Annotated in this window: 9 protein-coding genes; 3 read left to right on the top strand and 6 right to left on the bottom strand. The window is 48.6% G+C overall.

Annotated features, from left to right (window positions below; translation table 11 throughout):
* Positions 1-48: 48 nt before the first annotated feature.
* The 3 genes from guaA to DHL47_RS00910 all read left to right on the top strand — a co-directional run bounded on the left by guaA (position 49) and on the right by DHL47_RS00910 (position 4,224).
* Positions 49-1,611: a glutamine-hydrolyzing GMP synthase gene (gene guaA, locus DHL47_RS00920; protein WP_209550578.1), complete on the top strand. Its 1,563-nt coding sequence runs from the start codon at positions 49-51 to the stop codon at positions 1,609-1,611.
* A 266-nt stretch (positions 1,612-1,877) separates the two neighbouring features.
* A complete protein-coding gene (locus DHL47_RS00915) occupies positions 1,878-3,323 on the top strand; it encodes an APC family permease (protein ID WP_209550577.1) in 1,446 nt (481 codons plus the stop codon).
* Between the two features lie 172 nt (positions 3,324-3,495).
* Complete coding sequence (locus DHL47_RS00910) at positions 3,496-4,224, top strand: TraX family protein (RefSeq protein ID WP_209550576.1); 729 nt, start codon at positions 3,496-3,498, stop codon at positions 4,222-4,224.
* Between the two features lie 199 nt (positions 4,225-4,423).
* On the opposite strand, the gene DHL47_RS00905 is transcribed toward DHL47_RS00910, so the two are convergent.
* The 6 genes from DHL47_RS00905 to glyA form a co-directional block, all read right to left on the bottom strand.
* Positions 4,424-5,404, bottom strand: coding sequence for a DUF1002 domain-containing protein (locus DHL47_RS00905; RefSeq protein ID WP_128837633.1), 981 nt, complete (start codon positions 5,402-5,404; stop codon positions 4,424-4,426).
* A gap of 265 nt (positions 5,405-5,669) precedes the next feature.
* On the bottom strand, positions 5,670-6,524 hold the full coding sequence (locus DHL47_RS00900; protein ID WP_209550575.1) for an alpha/beta hydrolase: 855 nt from the start codon (positions 6,522-6,524) through the stop codon (positions 5,670-5,672).
* 108 nt (positions 6,525-6,632) lie between these two features.
* Positions 6,633-14,021, bottom strand: coding sequence for a YSIRK-type signal peptide-containing protein (locus DHL47_RS00895; RefSeq protein ID WP_209550574.1), 7,389 nt, complete (start codon positions 14,019-14,021; stop codon positions 6,633-6,635).
* Between the two features lie 464 nt (positions 14,022-14,485).
* Complete coding sequence (locus DHL47_RS00890; RefSeq protein ID WP_128837631.1) at positions 14,486-15,088, bottom strand: lysozyme family protein; 603 nt, start codon at positions 15,086-15,088, stop codon at positions 14,486-14,488.
* Positions 15,088-16,062, bottom strand: coding sequence for a nucleoid-associated protein (locus DHL47_RS00885; protein WP_209550573.1), 975 nt, complete (start codon positions 16,060-16,062; stop codon positions 15,088-15,090). The genes DHL47_RS00890 and DHL47_RS00885 overlap by 1 nt, the downstream gene beginning before the upstream one ends.
* Before the next feature lies 1 nt (position 16,063).
* The gene (gene glyA / locus DHL47_RS00880; RefSeq protein WP_209550572.1) at positions 16,064-17,326 is read right to left on the bottom strand and encodes a serine hydroxymethyltransferase; all 1,263 of its coding nucleotides are present in this window, start codon (positions 17,324-17,326) and stop codon (positions 16,064-16,066) included.
* Positions 17,327-17,351: the final 25 nt, after the last annotated feature.

Here is a 17,351-nt window from a genome sequence, read left to right as displayed (position 1 = left end):
TTTGTGATAAAATGAGAGGAAAGATACTTCTTTTAAGAAAGGAAAAAGATGACCCCTACAACTGAATTGCAAGATGTCGAAAAAATCATCGTGCTGGACTACGGCAGTCAGTACAATCAGCTGATTTCGCGCCGTATCCGTGAAATCGGTGTTTTTTCTGAGCTCAAAAGCCACAAGATCAGCGCCGCTGAGATTCGTGCCATCCATCCTGTCGGCATTATCCTCTCTGGAGGCCCCAACTCTGTCTATGAGTCAGGTTCCTTTGATATTGATCCGGAAATTTTTGAGCTGGGGATTCCCATTCTGGGGATTTGCTACGGCATGCAGCTGCTGACTCACAAGCTGGGCGGCAAGGTGGTACCGGCAGGCCATGCCGGCAACCGTGAATACGGCCAGTCTACCCTCACTCATACTGCTGATTCTAAGCTTTTTGCCGCTACCCCTGATCAGCAGCTGGTCCTGATGAGCCACGGTGATGCGGTGACGGAGATTCCGGACGGTTTCCTGCGGACCGGTACTTCAGCTGACTGTCCTTTTGCGGCTATTGAAAATGCTGAAAAGAAGATTTACGGTATTCAGTTCCACCCGGAAGTGCGTCATTCTGAGTTCGGCTATGATATTCTGCGCAATTTTGCCCTGACTGTCTGCGGGGCCAAGGGCGATTGGTCCATGGATAATTTCATTGACATGGAAATCAAGAAAATCCGTCAGACGGTAGGAGACAAGAAAGTCCTGCTGGGACTTTCCGGCGGTGTTGATTCTTCCGTGGTCGGCGTGCTGCTGCAGAAAGCCATCGGCGACCAGCTCATCTGTATCTTTGTGGACCACGGACTGCTCCGCAAAGGCGAAGCGAATCAGGTCATGGAGATGCTGGGCGGCAAGTTCGGTCTCAATATTGTCAAAGCGGATGCTGCCAAGCGTTTCCTTGATAAATTAGCCGGCGTTTCGGATCCTGAGCAAAAGCGCAAAATCATCGGCAATGAATTTGTCTATGTCTTTGACGACGAAGCCAGCAAGCTTAAAGATGTGAAGTTTCTGGCTCAGGGCACGCTCTATACGGATGTCATCGAGTCTGGGACCGACACAGCGCAGACCATTAAGTCGCACCATAATGTGGGCGGCCTGCCAGAAGACATGCAGTTCCAGCTGATTGAGCCCCTCAATACGCTCTACAAGGACGAAGTTCGTGCCTTGGGGACAGAGCTTGGCATGCCGGATGAAATCGTCTGGCGACAGCCATTCCCAGGACCAGGTCTTGCTATCCGCGTCATGGGCGAAATCACAGAGGAAAAACTGGAAACGGTCCGCGAATCGGATGCCATTCTCCGCGAAGAAATCGCTAAGGCTGGGCTGGACCGCGACATCTGGCAGTATTTCACCGTCAATACGGGTGTTCGCTCTGTCGGTGTCATGGGGGACGGCCGGACCTACGACTATACCATTGCCATCCGTGCTATCACTTCTATTGACGGCATGACAGCTGACTTTGCCAAAATCCCTTGGGAAGTTCTGCAGAAAATCTCCGTCCGCATTGTCAATGAAGTCGATCACGTCAACCGCATCGTCTACGATATCACCAGCAAACCGCCTGCAACAGTAGAGTGGGAATAAGACGGATTATTCCTGTCAGCCAATACCAATCAAAACAGCAGATTTGAGTCGATTTCCAGTAAAGCCCTTGATTTCAGGGGCTTTACTGTTCTTTCTACTGCAGTTTCTCTCCCTCAAACATTAATATAAAAATATGAGAAAAATAAATGTAAGCGCTTTATCTTTTGCGCTTAAAATGTTATAATAAAAATTGAAAAGTTCTATCTTTATTTTTAAAGTGTGGTATGCTTTCTCAGATAAGTGAGAAAGCGAAAGGAGGAAGCTGTATGGAAAAAGATTCTAAACAGATCAGCTGGCTGATGATTGCCCTGATTGCTTTCAACATTACCTGGAGCTTGGGCAATGTAGTGAATAACTTTGCGCAGCAGGGGATTGTCGTCATTACGTCCTGGATTGTGCTGCTTATTATCTACTTTGTTCCCTATACTCTCATGGTTGGTCAGCTGGGCTCCACCTTCAAAGACAGCGAAGGCGGGGTCAGCGATTGGATAAAACACACTTCAACGAAGCAGCTGGCTTTCTTCGCCGCCTGGACTTACTGGGTGGTGCAGATTCCTTATTTGGCTCAAAAACCGCAGAGTATCCTTATCGCTCTGGGCTGGATTATTCAGGGAAATGGTGAATTTGTCGGCAGTCTGTCCATGCCGGTTTTGGTTGCCCTCTGTCTCTTTACCTTTGTGCTGCTGCTCTATATCTCCACCAAGGGACTGCAGGCATTGAAATTTTTGGGGACTCTGGCCGGCAGCACCATGCTGATCATGTCTGTGCTCTTTATCCTGCTGGCTGCGGGGGTGCCTTTTATCAAGTCGGATCTGCAGCTGGCGACAGCTAATATGGATCAGGTTTCTACCTACATTCCCAAATTTGACTTTTCCTACTTTACGACGATTGCCCTTTTAGTCTTTTCTGTCGGCGGAGCGGAAGCTATTTCGCCTTATGTCAATAAGGTCAAAAATCCTGCCAAGGGCTTTCCCAAAGGAATGATTGCCATGGCTATTATCATCGGAGCTTGCGCTATCTTTGGTTCCTTTGCCATGGCCATGATTTTTGACAGCAACCACATACCGGGTGATTTGATGCGCAATGGTGCTTATCAAGCTTTTGCCGTTCTGGGCCAGCACTGGGGCATAGGGAATTTCTTGGTGACCATTTACGGCCTGACCCAATTTATCGGGCAAGCCTCTACTCTGGCCATCTGTATTGATGCGCCTCTGCAAATCTTTTTGGGCAGTGCTGATGAGGATTTTATCCCCAGCTGGCTGCGCAAGCGGACCAAGTCCGGCATGCTTATCAACGGCTATCTGCTGACGGGGGTTCTGGTTGGCATTATCATCATTCTGCCGCTCTTTGGCCTTAAAGAAATTGACGGCCTGGTCGTTTGGATGACCAATCTCAACGCTATCGTATCACCTCTTTGCTTCCTCTGGGTATTTCTGGCCTATATGTTCCTCTACCGCCATTGGGACAGTTTTAAGAATGCGGAGTATAAGTTTGTCAAACGTCCGCTGCTTGGTTTTCTGGTGGGAGCTTGGGGCTTTGCCTTCACGGCCTTTGCCTGCATTTTAGGCATGGCGCCTCAGGTTGACTTTGCGACCCACCCGACCGAATGGTGGTTCAGTCTAGCCACCAATATTATTACGCCGATTGCACTTCTGGCTCTGGGTCTGCTCCTGCCTTGGGCAGCTCAGCGAGAAAAGAAAAAGCAAGCATAGACAAAAAGGACTTGCACTGGGTTTGATCCAATTTTAAGGATAAACCAAGCAGCGGGTCCTTTTTTCTTTATCATCCAGAAAAAGAGCCGTTTCAGCATTGACTCTGGGATGGGATTCTTATATAATGCCTAGTAATACTCTTCGAAAATCAAATTCAAACAAGGAGCGGACTATGAAGAAGGGACTGAATGCTTTTCATTTAAAACTGCTGGCGATTACAGCTATGTTTATCAATCATCTAGGCCATGTCCTGAATGCTGATGGGGAGAATTTGCCTCTTTATCTGCTGACAGAAGTGATTGGCCGGCTGGCCTTTCCAATCATGGCCTACCTGCTGGTCCAAGGCTTTCAGTATAGCAGAAACAAAGAGAGGTACGCCCTGCGGCTGACAGTGTTTTGGCTGCTGTCCATCCTGCCCTTTCATTACCTCTTTTATCCCGAGCGGCCGATTTTTCCTTTCAATAATATCCTCTGCACTCTGCTGCTTGGTCTGCTGCTGCTCATGCTCTTGGAGCGCGTGTCCAAGCCCCTGCTGCAGCATGTGCTGATTTTTCTATTTGCCTGCCTCAGCTGGGGATGGGATTGGGGCTTTGTCGGCATTTTGCTGATTGCCAGCTTTTATCAGTACCGTCAAAGGCAGGACGGCGTGACTGGTCCAATTGTCAGTCTGACGCTGACCTATGCTGCTCTCTTTCTTTGCTCTTTTCTGCTTTATCAGAAATCCCTTCTGCTCTATGATATGGCTGCCACATTTGGCCTTCTGCTGACCATACCGCTTTTAAAAGCCTATAATGGCCGGCGCGGCTACTGTCCGGCTTGGGTCAAATGGGGCTTCTATGCCTTTTATCCAGGCCATCTCTGCCTCCTACTGCTCCTTCGTTTCCTTATTTTAAAGAGCTGACTGCGTCAAATCTGCCTGATCGAATCCGAGTCACAAAAATTCTTCTAAGAGTTGGGAAACCGCTGAAAAAGCCCAATGATAAGCATTGGAATAAGCAAGAAAACGAATGAATGACAGTGAGAATTTTACAGGCTGCCATCATTCGTTTTCTATTCTTTTTAAATAATTCTCAGCTGCAGTCTTGCAGGTGATGCTGGTATTAGCCGCCCAACAGTCCCTTGAAGAAGTTGACAATGGCATTCCAGATATTACTGAAGAAATTGCCGCCTTCCTGAATCAAGCCGTTAGCATCAAAGTTGAGGTTGATATTGTTGAACGTATCTCCTGCTTTTGACACGATGCTGTCTTTCAAGTCGCTGAGCGTTTTGGTAAAGTCAGCATCTGTGATGATTCCGCTGTTTGAGAGGTTGACCGCAAAGTTGACAATCAGATTGATCTGGTCGCTGGTGACGGACTCTGTCAGTCCGTAGTTTTTCAGGGTTTCCTCTACAATTTTGCGGACATCTTCTTCGGTCAGATTGCTGCTGTTTTTCTTGGCATTGGCAACTGCTGACTTAATGTCGGCCAGTGCGACATTGAGCTTGTCTGCATCATAGCCTTCTTTGCCGGTATTTTCTGCATTGATATTGGAGAGGGCAGACAGTTCTTCCTGAGCCAAGTCCTTGCTTTCCTGAGGGACGGTGGCACCGTTATCCTCCAAAGAGTAGTAAATTCCAGCCAAGGCGCTCTCACCGGTCACAGGGATTGGTGCGGCTACGGTAATCTGCGCGTGCTGTACGCCCAGCGTAACAGCTGCATTGCGGTACATGTCTTCTGTCACCTTGGTGATATTCTGCGGTGTTACAATTTTGACCTCCAGTGCCTGATTGCTGCCCAATTTTTGGATTTTTACAGACGAATAGAGCTGCAGGCTGGAGTCATTGGCCACATTCATGATCTTGGAGTAGACATCCGGCGTCATGGTTTTGAGCGGCTTGGTGTCGCTCGCTGAATTGTAGCCCAGCAGCTGCAGCGTCTGTTCTTTCTGACTGTCATCCAAAGAATAGCCCAGTACATATTCAGGCTGAACATAGGTTTCGTCAATGACTTTCTGAACATTGCTGTCAGCTGATGCTGTCGAGATAGTAAAGAGAGCGGCCAAGAAGGCCCCTGCTGTCAGTAAAGTTTTTTTGAATTTCATATTCTTTCCTCTTTTCCTCCCGCTATAGATCTCCAAGCTCTATAACCTTTTCTATAGCCTGTTTTATCTGAATTTCTCTGCTTTCTGTTTCTTGAGCGCAATCTCCGCTCCATTGGTTTTCTTTCAGAGGACATCAGCTAGACTCTGCAAGGATGGGAGTTAGTCTTATCCTCGCTAATTGCTTAGGATAATAGATACATTTTACAATATTTCTCTCATAAGTTCAAAGAAAAAACAGCTGCCGGATTTCTTTCCAGCAGCTGTTTTACTTGCCCCAAAGGAAGTCAATCAGCAGCTCTTCTACTTCTGGATTTTCCCGCAGCTTGCTGTGCTGAGCCAGCTGGCCGGTCATCTTTTTTTCCTGATAGGATTTGGCATTGTCTGCCAGCAGGTACTTAAGACTGCGGGAGGAGACATTGAGGACCGATCCGTCTGATTCCTTTTTAAAATCGCCGTAAATATTGAGAACATCTACCTGATCCTGCGGATAGATTTCGCGCAGTCCCAGCAGTGTCTGGTAGGTCTGGCTCATGGCACTGGGCTGGCCCGTTTCTTCGTCTGCAATGGTTAGGTTTTCAGGCAGATCCATTCCTTCCAGGCCGTTGACATGATTGGCAATATTGACCTGTTTTTGCAGCTGAGGAAGCTGTTCGTCCTGGCTGTTTTCCAGCATATAAAAGAAAATGGACATGTTCCCCATAGAGTGGCCGACAAAGTTCATTTGCTTGAAGCCATAAGTTTCCTGCAGTTTACGGACAACAGCTGCTGCGTATTGGCCGTCCTGGGCATAGTCAGGATTGCGGTTGTCCTCATAGTTGACCCTGACGATAGGATTGACAGCTCCTTTGGGAATCTCTCCCTGTAAGCTTACTTGGCCGGTCCTGCTGACATTGGCAACGATAATAGTCTGAGTTACACCGGCTTTTCTGGCGGCTTCTGTCATATGCTTGGCTGCATTGGCACTGGATCCATAACCGTGGAAAAAGAGAGTCGGCGTCGTGGACTGGACATAGTTTTTCGTATCCAGCTCCGCCGATTCTCTATGAGTATAAAATGCTGTCAGGCCAACAATTGCTAATATGAGCAGGACGAGCAGCTTGAAACCCAGTTTCTTCTTCATTTTTCTTTCCTTTTTACGATAAATCTACAAAATTATATCATGGATCTATCCGTCTTACAAGTAACTGGATTGAGGCTTTTCTCTAGGAGAAAAAATGAAAATCACTTTTTACTCTTTCGATTTTTCCTGTCTTTTAGCCAGCCCAATCAGTCCCAAAGCAGCTGTTCCTGCAAGCAGGCCTGCAGCTAGGTAGGAAGTTTCTTCTGTACCGGTCTGCGGAAGTGCTCTTGGAGCCGCGCTCTTAGTCAGCGCTGGTGGTGCAGGCTGAGCCGGCTGGCTTGGACGGTCCGGAGCTTCTGCTGGTACAGAAAGCTCTGTCACGGTCGGGGTGTAAGCCGCGGAAATGGTATTCCCGTTGCGGTCTTTGCGAACGACTGTCACGCCTGTCGCTTGGCCGATAAAGTTCGGATTTGGCCTGAAGGTCACCGTGCCGTCAGCTGCGATGGTATAAGTCCCTTCGCCTGATACGACTTTTTCGGTGCTGCCATCTTCAAATGTCGGCGGCACGATTGGGTCCACGTCGCCTTCAAAGATTGGTTTTCCAGTCTGCGGCTGACCTCTGAAGCCTGTACTTCCAGTATCTTCTGTAGCCGTGCTTCCTAAAACAGTCGGAGTATAGGTCGCGGTCACGGCATTGCCATAAATATCCAACCGTTTGACGACAACTCCGCGGGCGGTTCCGACAAAGTCGGCTTCCGGCACGAAGGTCACTGCGCCCAGCATCGCGAACTTGTAAGTTCCCTCACCTGGCACAACCTTTTCGGTGCTGCCGTCGTCAAAAGCCGGAGCCACTGCCTGGTCAATCGCTCCCTCAAAGATTGGTGTGCCGGTTTGCACTTCTCCCTTGCGGCCGACTGATGAAGTGTCTTGGCTGCTGGATGGTGCCACCACTGTCGGCAGATAGCGAGCGGTGACTAGTGTGCCATTGCGATCACGGCGGACAACGGTCACGCCGGTGCCCTGACCGATAAAATCAGCTTCTGGCCTGAAGGTCACCGTGCCGTCAGCTGCGATGGTGTAAGTACCCTGACCCGGAATCGTTATTTCCTTGCTTCCGTCATCGAAGGCCGGCTCGACTGTTTCGTCGATTGGCACCAACGGATTGCCTGCTTGGAAGATAGGTTTGCCCGTCTGCGCAAGGCCTTTGATATTGGTAGATGCCGCATCTTCACCTATCGGAGCCACCTTCTCAACTGTCGGTGTGTAAGTCGCCGTCACGGGCGTACCGTTTTTATCTACACGTTTGACCGTCACTGGATCTGGCCTGCCGACGAACTGTTTGTCTGGCGTGAAAGTGACGGTGCCGTCGGCTGCCAGCTCAAAGATACCGACATTCGGCACTTCCTTGCGGATGCTGCCGTCCTCAAAGGTGGTGGGAATATCATTGTCCAACAGCACATTTGGATCGCCAGATGTGAAAATAGGTGTTCCTTTTTGCGGTTGACCCTGAAGACCTGTAGACTCAGCATTGGTACTGCTTGGCCTTACCTTGGTAAAGTCTGGACTGTAAGTGGCCGTCACTGCCGTACCGTTCTGATCCACACGTCTGACCGTCACTGGATCTGGACGACCGACGAACTGCTTGTCTGGCGTGAAAGTGACGGTGCCGTCGGCTGCGATGGTATAGGTCCCCTGACCCGCAATAGTTTTCTCCTTCGTGCCGTCGTCAAAGCTTGGCTCTACGCTGTCATCGATTGGCGCCAGCAGGTCACCGGCTGTGAAACTTGGCTTTCCTGTCTGCGGAATCCCCTGCGGACCGCTGCTGCTGGCATTAGTGCCTGTAGGAGTGACCGCTGTAACCCTTGCTTTATAAGCAGCTGCAGCCTTACTTCCATTTTCATCTGTCCGAACAAGGATTATTTCAGGTGTTGTGCCTGTGAATTGTTTTTCAGGAGTAAACGTAATATTGCCTTCAACATCGACTTCAAATTGACCGACGTTTGGAACCTTCTTAATTGAGCTATTATTATCAAAAAGCGGAGTGGAGCCGGCCGGGAAGCCCACTTTTTCTGTTTGGCCATTTACTTCAGCTGTGCCTTCTGTGAAGACCACTCTTCCGTGTTGGACTTGGCCTTGCTTCCCGATTGTCTCATCATTTGCAGCGCTGGGCCGAGCTTCTAAGACCTGCGGACTGTAGACCGCGTCAGCAGTAAGGCCGTTTTGATCTGTGACACGAACGGTCGCAGGTTTTGGTGTGCCAAAGAAATCCGGTTCTGGTTGGAAAGTCACCCTTCCATCCTGCTGCAGGCTATAGGTACCAACTTTCTTGCCTTCGTCGTTGGCAACTTCTAAAGTATGGGGATTGACAAGCCGGCCATTGACTAAGAATTTCAGTCCGTCATTGTTAAAGGGAACGCTTATTTTTTGGCCATTGATAGTTGCAGAACCTTCTGCGAAGACCAGACGGCCTGTCTGTGCTTTTCCCTGAATACCGACTGAGCTCGCATCTGCAGCGCTTGGAATCGCCGCTTTGACTTCTGCTTGATAGGTTGCTGCAACAACCGTGCCATTTGTATCGACTCGCTGAACAGTCTCCGCATCTGGACGGCCTGTATAAGCAGGTGATGGTGTAAAGGTTACCAAGCCTTGACTATTGACAGTATAAGTCCCAACCCCAGCAACTGTCTTGGTCTGCTCTCCATTATCAAAAGTAGGAAGAATCGCTGTGTCGATGGGAACCAGGACATGGCCAGCCGCAAAGGTTAGTTGACCAGTTTGGACCGCTCCCTGAATGCCCTCGCTTTCTGCGCCTTGAGCTGTTGGGATGACTGCTCTGACAGTGGCGCGATACTTAACAGTAACAGGTGTGCCATTGGCATCGATATGTGTTAAGGTTAACGCTGGTGTTTGCCCTGTAAACTGCTTATCTGGCGTAAACAGGACCTTGCCTTTGGCATCTGCTTTAAATCTTCCAACATGCTGAATTTCTTTGACAGCCAGGCCGTTGTCAAACAGCGGAGTGGAGCCGGCCGGGAATGGCACGAGGGGATGCCCAGGCGTGAAAGTAACTTGTCCTTCTTGGATCTGTCCTTGGATTCCTTCTGATTCAGCACCGCTTCCTGTCGGCCTGACTGGAGTAAAGTTCGGCCTGTAGGCAGCAGTGACAGGGCTTCCGTTCTTATCATAGCGTTTCACTGTCACTGCGTCTGCTGTGCCGGAAAATGACTTTTCGGGCGTGAAGGTCACGGTTCCATCTGCTGCGATGGTATAGGTGCCTTGATTGGGAATCATCTTCGTTTTTGAGCCATCTTCAAATACTGGCGCTGCAGTTTCGTCAATCGGCACCAGCGGGTCACCGCCCTCAAAGCTCGGCTTGCCTGTCTGCGGAATCCCCTGCGGGCCGCTGCTGCTGGCATCTTTTCCAATCGGTGTCACTTTTTCAACTAGTGGACTGTAGGTGGTCACTGCTGTTTGACCGTTTTTGTCTGCAATGCCCACTTGGACGGGCTTGGCTTGGCCGACAAAGGTCTTTAGCGGCGTAAATGTGATGGTCTGCTTGGCTCTATCAAGCTCATAGGTTCCCTGATCAGCAATCGTTAAGGAAGTGACCTTTTGCTGATTTTCGTCGTAAAGAAAGACGCTGCTCGGGTCCAGTTGGACGGATTTTTGAACGCCGTTAACGGCTGTGCTTCCTTTGGTAAAGTGAATTTCCGTCTCATCACTTCTTTCTTGGTCAAATTTAATGGCGGCTGTCTGCTGCTGTCCTTGGATTCCTTTCGTTTTTGCTTCTGCAGCTGCGGGGACAACGGGCAGCGGGCTATAGTAGACAATCCGCTCCCAAGAAAATTCTTTTTCTAAGGCTTCTTCATTTGGTTCATCCGCTGATACCTCATATTCAAACAGTGCCCCCTCTCCTGTCATCCCTTCTGACTCAATATCTTCACTTGCAAGATAGCCTGGAATTTCAGGCGAAGGATTGTCTGGCCAGGTCTGATCTTCCGACCATTCTGAGTATGTCAGGCCAGCTGCGGGATCGCCGGGATGTGCTTTGGCAAGAACTTGGTCCACTGTCTTGGTCCGAGTGAAAGCGCGTGTCTGATCTATCTGAGCAGGAAGCAGAGATAAATCAGGATTTTGGGCTTTGGGATCGTATTCGTACTTGATATGGCGGGTAGCACGAATAGTTTCGGTCTCTTTTGTCAGCTGATGCTTAAATTTGAAATAGAAATCTTTCGTACTTTTCGGAGCGCCAAATTGCTTTTCCGTAAAACCATCTTCGACCAATTCATAGCCTGCATCTGTCAAGGCCTTGATACGAACAGACGGATTATAAGCGATGTCGCCATTTGGCATACCGGTTACAGTATCCACATCTCCCAGCTGGACAGGTTTGGCAGGGTCATTGACATCAAGATAAGTAAATCGGGCGGTAGTCAGGGCATCTGATATTTGAATGGATACGTTATTTGATTCTGAATAAGCTGACTTCCCATTGGCCATGGCAGATGAGAGATAGGCCTTGGCATTTGGCGCTGCATGATTAGTGATCAGGGCCTCTTCGATTGTAAACTGAACCGTGCTTCCAGCAGTGATTTCCCCTTTTGAATACCAGCGGACAGCACGGATCGCAGACCAGTCTGTCACTTCAGCTGCTGTCAGCCATTCCGATTTCTGAATTTCTGCGGCCGTACCAGCTTGACGGCTGTACTGGACTTCCCAGCCTGCCGGCGGTGTCACTGCTTTGGTCAAATTCACCGTAAATTCGGAGCCGCGGTTTTTTGATTCGAGTTGCTTGTCGCCCTTCATCGGCAAGGAAGAGAGAACATAGACATCAGAAACCGCCTGTTTTGAAGCGTTTTTGTAGGTAACTCGGAAATCAATCTTATCATTGGCAAAGTGCTCTTGAGTATGATAGGCATAGTGCTGCTCACCTGTCTTTCTGACCTCAGAATAAACACCGCTTGCTTCAGATGCCTGAACAATAACCTTGAAATCATAAGACACAGAATTCTTTGCAGTGACAGCAATCCCCTCTATCTCGCCCAAATCATAGCCATTTTGAGCTTGGACATCAGGAAGCTCCTCATCCCAGAAAGCTATCGCTTTATAGGTATAGGTGCCATTGGGAATCGTCTTATTTTCCAGCTTTAAAAGAGTGGCTGGAATCGGCTTATCCGGCGATCCAGTCACTTGAGCGTAATAGAGCGTTTTTCCAGTGCCTTTGTAATTATAGTAAGCCTTAAACTTAGGGTCTCCGCTAAAATTCAGCTGCGGATCCGCCAGATAGGCCAAGTGCAGCACACCGGTCAGGTTTGATAAATTCTGAGTGCCCATCCGCTTGCCTGCAGCAACGGTCACATAGTCTTCCCTGAATCCAGAACCGCCAGTATGGTTGTTAAAAACATCTGTTCTAGCCCTGCCAATCATAGAAACCTGCTGGACGACCCGTGTCAATTCAGTCTTTGCGCTCTTCGATAGAGAGACAGAATTTTCTTTATTACTGAAGGCAGACTCTGTCTTAGATTCTAACTTGGTAATACTTTGGTTTTTATAAAGACTGGACCAATCATTGTAGCGTGTTTTTGTCTGGAAGCCAAAAATGGAGGTGTTAGCAGCGGCTGTCTTCTTCATCGAAATATTTAGGAATCTGTACTCCAGCTCTTTTACATTCTGCTCTTCCGTCAGGCTTAGACTGCGCGTCTTATCATTAAATGTCCCTAATAATTGGCCGCTAGCCTTGTTGTAAACTTCGACAGAGGCATTGGGATTGCTAAATATTGCGTCCCATTGGTGGTTTTCTATTGCATTGACTGTCCGATATGATTCACGCTCATCTTTTATCGTATGCGTCATAGTGAAGTCGTCCAGAGAATAATCTTTTTCGACTTCTGCTTCTGCTGTCAGATTGACATAAGAACGATACTCAGCTTCCCCATGCGAGCGAATTATCTCCGAATCTGTTTGAGCATAGTGTTTGAACTCATAAAACGATTGGGGGCTAGGCTCAGTCTTCAGAACTCTTAAGTCATAAGGGATGGCAGTCTGATTCTGATATTGGCTAGCATCCTCTTTTGTATAAGTGGCAGTAATCTCCAAAGTTTGTCTCTTCCCATGAATGTCTGTTACTTTGCTATCTTTCAGCCGAAAAGAAATGGGGAGATATTTGTTTTGGTTATTATTAATATCTTTCAGAGGATTCTTTTCTCTGGTGATGGTCAGATGGTAGCCGGCAGCGTCTGCAGTCCAGCCAAAGGATTTGGCTTCATCTGTCAGCTCGTAGCCTTCTTTCAAGGCGACATCATAGGTATAGGAAACAATGGGATCAATAATATTGCCTCCTACCTCGTTTATCCCCAAACCATTAATCATCCGACCATCGAATACACCATTGCCATAGTTAAAGTGGTCATTCTTAGCATTGTTTGTTTTTGGATCTTTTACGCCATTGTAGAGATAAAAAGATAAGGCAGATGCACCGTCATCAATCTTCCCGTCATTATCCAAATCATAGCCAATCACTTGGCCGGAAGACATGGCCGTACCACCGACAACGCCATTTTCCAGCACTTTCCAGGTATGCTCAAGTCTGCCCAGTTCTTTGACTTCCTGCCCATTTTTATCATACAGTGCAGCTATTGCCGTCACTTTATGATCCGGTCCGATAGCCTGAACAGCTCCACCCCAGTTTGTTGTGAGGGCATGCATCTGAAAGGTATAAACAAAGCTATAACTGGCACCGCCCTTGAGGTTAGCCGGTTCTATTTTCAGATTTAAATCATTGCCGACTGCTTCTTGACTGTATGTTACGCCGCCTACCGGAGATGGATTTACTTTAATAGCTTTACCATTCTGGAAATGAATCTTGATATGGCCGCCGGAATAGTCTGCCTCATGGCCGCTAATACTGAAAGTTAAGGTTTCGCGCACGCTGTCCACTGCATGGATATCTGTTGTTTTTGAATCTGCTTTTAGCTGCGCATTCACTGCAGAGCCGATGTCTCTCTTGCTGCGGCGCAAGCGTTGAGCTGCTGCTTCAGCCTTGGCCTCAGGCAGCGCAGGCGCCTCTTTTGCATCGGCGGAAGAATCCGCCGATGCAGTCTGACTGTTTTCTGCAGCCGGCTGCTTTTCACGGTTGACAGCATCTTCATCTATGGCTAATGCCGGCTGACTTCTATCAGCTGAAGCTTCTGAAGCGACTTCTTTTTCGGCAGTTGGCTGAGAGTTGAGGCCGGGCTGTAGTTCAGAAACAGCAGGTTCTTGCATTGCCGTGTCACTGACCGCCACAGCTGCAGAATCTGTGCTTCCGCTTTCTTCCTTTCCTGCAAGAAGAGTGCCAGCCTCTGCTGGATCGGCCGAGTGTGCAGGGGCTTCTGCTGGCACCGCTTCACCAGTCGGGCTACTTGAAATCGGCCCATTCTGATCCCAAACAGCTTCGTCCGCCTGAGCGACGGGACTGGCAGCCAGGATGAAACAGCCCAGCAAAACAGAACAAACCCCAACAGTCAGCTTCCGAATGGAAAAGCGACTGAGAGAGTGCTTAAATAAACTATTTTTCATGATAACTCCTATAATAACCGTTGAATTGATTATCTCCTTTTATTATATAATATATTAACAGAGTTTGCCAGTTTATTTGTAGATTTTCTTGTACAGTTTTCGGAAAGTGCCTAAAATTTCAGCTGCAGCTTGGCATGGCGCTAAATATCAAAAAAAGAAGAGGCTGGGACGAAAGTCCTTCAGCCTCTCTTTGTTTTGGTAAAAAACTCTTGACGCGGCAGCTGATTGCTCAAAAGCTCCAGTGGAGCTTTTGAGGTTATAGATAGAGCTTCCGAGAGGGAGCAACAAAGGCACTGCTTTGAGGTTGCGGATAGGACTTGCAAAGCAAGTCTCAACTTTGTTCGTCTTTTAGACTCCAAAAAGCTCCTGCATTGAAGCCTTTTTTTATACAGTATCTTCCCAAAGATCCATCCCTCTGCGGGTGAGGGCGGCGCAGCCATCATGGGCGTCTGTCCCACCGCCTTCTAAAACCAATTCAATAAGCGCATGATGTGCATATTCATGCGGACCTGACGGGAATAATAATAGTTTCCGCCATTGATGTAGAGTTCCGGACCGTGAAAAATGGAGATGAGATTGTAGTATCCATAGGTTTTTCCGGTGACATTGCCCAGACTGGGAGCGACCACTTCTTTGGAATATTTCTTGGCCAGCTCCAGTGTATTTTCGCCGCCGTTTTTGGCCACATAGTCAATGTAAGCCTGACCGAAGTTGTAGGCCTGAACAGCTGTCCAGACATCTACCTTCTTTTGGCTGGCCAGTTCCAGATTGTCCGACAGGGTTTGGATCCCCTGCCGGATACTTTCTTTGTTGTCATTAATAGAGTTGGTTTGGCCGGTTGCGCTCTCGCTGGACTGCATGAGATCGGTATCCTTACCTTTGGTTTCCGTGTAAATCATGGCCAGCACCAGCTCTTCATTGGCTGCTGTATCCTGCTCATCCAGCACTTCTCTGACCAAGCTCTGATATTGCATCACCTGCTTGACATCGTGGTGGACCTGATAGATTTTGTAGCCTACAAAGAGCACCAACAGCAGCGCAATCAGTCTTCTTAAAATTTTAAACATTATTTACTTTGAATATCCTCGATATTTTTGATCAAAATGGAATAGGTGCCATTGTCATTCTGGATAAATTCTACGGATTCGGCGTCCTGATAGATATTGTTAGGAACAATGAGTTCAATTCCATTTGACAGGGAGAGTTTCTGATTTTCAAACTTTTTCTTCTGGCGGCTGCTGTCAATTTCATCAAATTTGACCGGTTCGGGAATGGCTTCCTTGACCTGATCGATAAAGGTCAGTCTGGCTGTCAGATTGCTGTCAAAAAGATCATCTGCCAGCTTTTCAGGCGACAGTTCGTCATTTTCTTCCAGATTTTTGAAAATGCTGGATTTGACCTTGGACTGAAACTGGAAATCGTCAGAATGGAAGCTTTCCGCTATCCGCTGAGCTGTTTTTTCCAGCGTCTTGATCGATTTCTTAGGCGAAATAGTGGGATGGACCTGCAGGAGATTATCAGAAAAATAATGGAGAAAGGCGCCATTGTACTTGATGCGCTTCTCAATCAGGTGATACTTGCGCGACTGCAGATTAATTACCAGCGCTTCATCTGCTCCTGTGCCAAAGCCGGGCAGATTGTTCTGCGTCAGCTTGATTGGATTGTCCGGCTCACCGCCCAAGTGGGTCAGGGTTTCCCGCAGTGAGATGCGCAGGAAAGCAAAATGCTCCACCCCTTCCTTGTCAAACTGCACAAAAATCAAGTCATTGGTTTTCTGATGTTCACTGACAGAAAACTCCTCCTGCCAGAGCTTGGCCACCTTGACGGAAGTTTCCAGCAGGTCATCCGAAAGGTTGGCCAAAAAGATGTTTTCCGCATCGAAAACACCGGTTTTAGCTTCATCAGAGTAGACCCGCTCGATTTTCTTGCGCAGGTATTCTTCGATTTTAGGCGTGATATTGAGCAGCTTGTCCGCCAGCAGCAAGTCTGTGTCTGCTGGGCTGAACTGATGGATAATCGCTTTTTTTACATAAATGTCCATCTTAGTTTAGGCCCTCATACAGCGGGAAGGCGTCTGTCAGTTCTCTGACTTCTGCCCGCACTTGATTGAGCACGGCTTCATTTTCCGCATTTTCCAAGGCCTTGATAATGAGCTCCGCTACCTTGATGCTCTCCGTCACGCCAAATCCGCGGGCCGCAATGGCTGCCGTCCCGATTCGGATGCCGCTGGTCTTAAATGGAGACAGGGTTTCATATGGGATGGAGTTTTTATTGAGGGTAATATTAACCTCATCCAAGAGATTCTGAGCGACTTTCCCATTCTCTACAACCTTAGTAACATCAACCAAGAAGAGATGGTTCTCGGTGCCGTCAGAGATGACGCGGAATTTGTCATGCTGGCGGAAGACCTGAGCCATGGCCTGAGCATTGTCCAAAATCTGCTGAGCATAGACTTTGAAAGCTGGATCCAGCACTTCCTTGAAGGCTACCGCTTTGGCTGCTATGACATGCTCCAGCGGTCCGCCCTGAATGCCTGGGAAGATGGCAGAGTTGATCTTCTTAGCCAAGGCCTCATCATTGGTCAGAATCAGGCCGCCGCGCGGTCCGCGCAGGGTTTTATGAGTCGTGGTCGTCGTAATGTCTGCATAGGGCACCGGGCTGGGATGCAGGCCTGCCGCGACCAGTCCGGCAATATGAGCCATATCCACCATAAGCTTGGCACCGACCGCGTCTGCGATTTCGCGGAATTTTGAAAAATCAATGATATGAGAATAGGCCGACGCCCCTGCTACAATCAGCTTGGGCTGAACTTCCTTGGCCTGAGCCAAAATGGCATCAAAATCCAGCAATTCCGTCTCAGGATCGACGCTATAAGATACGAAGTGATAGGTCTGGCCAGAAAAGCTGACTGCAGCACCGTGTGTCAGGTGGCCGCCGGCTGACAGGTCCATCCCCATGACGGTATCGCCTGGCTCGATGAGGGCCATGTAGGCTGCGCAGTTGGCCTGGCTGCCGGAGTGGGGCTGCACATTGGCAAACTTGGCACCGAAAATCTCCTTGGCCCGCTCAATGGCCAGGCTTTCAATGACGTCTACAACGTCCGTTCCGCCATAGTAACGGCGGCCTGGGTAGCCTTCGGCGTATTTATTGGTCAAAATAGAGCCCTGAGCTGCCATAACGGCCTTGGAAACGACATTTTCCGAAGCAATCAGCTCGATATTGTGCTGCTGGCGCTCTTCTTCTTGGGCAACTGCCTGCCAAAGCTCGGCGTCAAATTCTTTATAATTGTCTTGGTCAAAAATCATGAAGTATCTCCCTTCTGGTGCGGGC

The organism is Streptococcus panodentis, assembly GCF_017884005.1.
Lineage (GTDB): Bacteria > Bacillota > Bacilli > Lactobacillales > Streptococcaceae > Streptococcus > Streptococcus panodentis.
Note: the sequence above shows the minus strand (reverse complement) of the source record. Positions and strands in the feature narration are given on the sequence as shown.

Excerpts from the sequence above, each read along its gene's own strand:
- guaA (WP_209550578.1), top strand. The coding sequence starts at position 49 with ATGACCCCTACAACTGAATTGCAAGATGTCGAAAAAATCATCGTGCTG.
- DHL47_RS00915 (WP_209550577.1), top strand. The coding sequence starts at position 1,878 with ATGGAAAAAGATTCTAAACAGATCAGCTGGCTGATGATTGCCCTGATT.
- DHL47_RS00910 (WP_209550576.1), top strand. The coding sequence starts at position 3,496 with ATGAAGAAGGGACTGAATGCTTTTCATTTAAAACTGCTGGCGATTACA.
- DHL47_RS00905 (WP_128837633.1), bottom strand. The coding sequence starts at position 5,404 with ATGAAATTCAAAAAAACTTTACTGACAGCAGGGGCCTTCTTGGCCGCT.
- DHL47_RS00900 (WP_209550575.1), bottom strand. The coding sequence starts at position 6,524 with ATGAAGAAGAAACTGGGTTTCAAGCTGCTCGTCCTGCTCATATTAGCA.
- DHL47_RS00895 (WP_209550574.1), bottom strand. The coding sequence starts at position 14,021 with ATGAAAAATAGTTTATTTAAGCACTCTCTCAGTCGCTTTTCCATTCGG.
- DHL47_RS00890 (WP_128837631.1), bottom strand. The coding sequence starts at position 15,088 with ATGTTTAAAATTTTAAGAAGACTGATTGCGCTGCTGTTGGTGCTCTTT.
- DHL47_RS00885 (WP_209550573.1), bottom strand. The coding sequence starts at position 16,062 with ATGGACATTTATGTAAAAAAAGCGATTATCCATCAGTTCAGCCCAGCA.
- glyA (WP_209550572.1), bottom strand. The coding sequence starts at position 17,326 with ATGATTTTTGACCAAGACAATTATAAAGAATTTGACGCCGAGCTTTGG.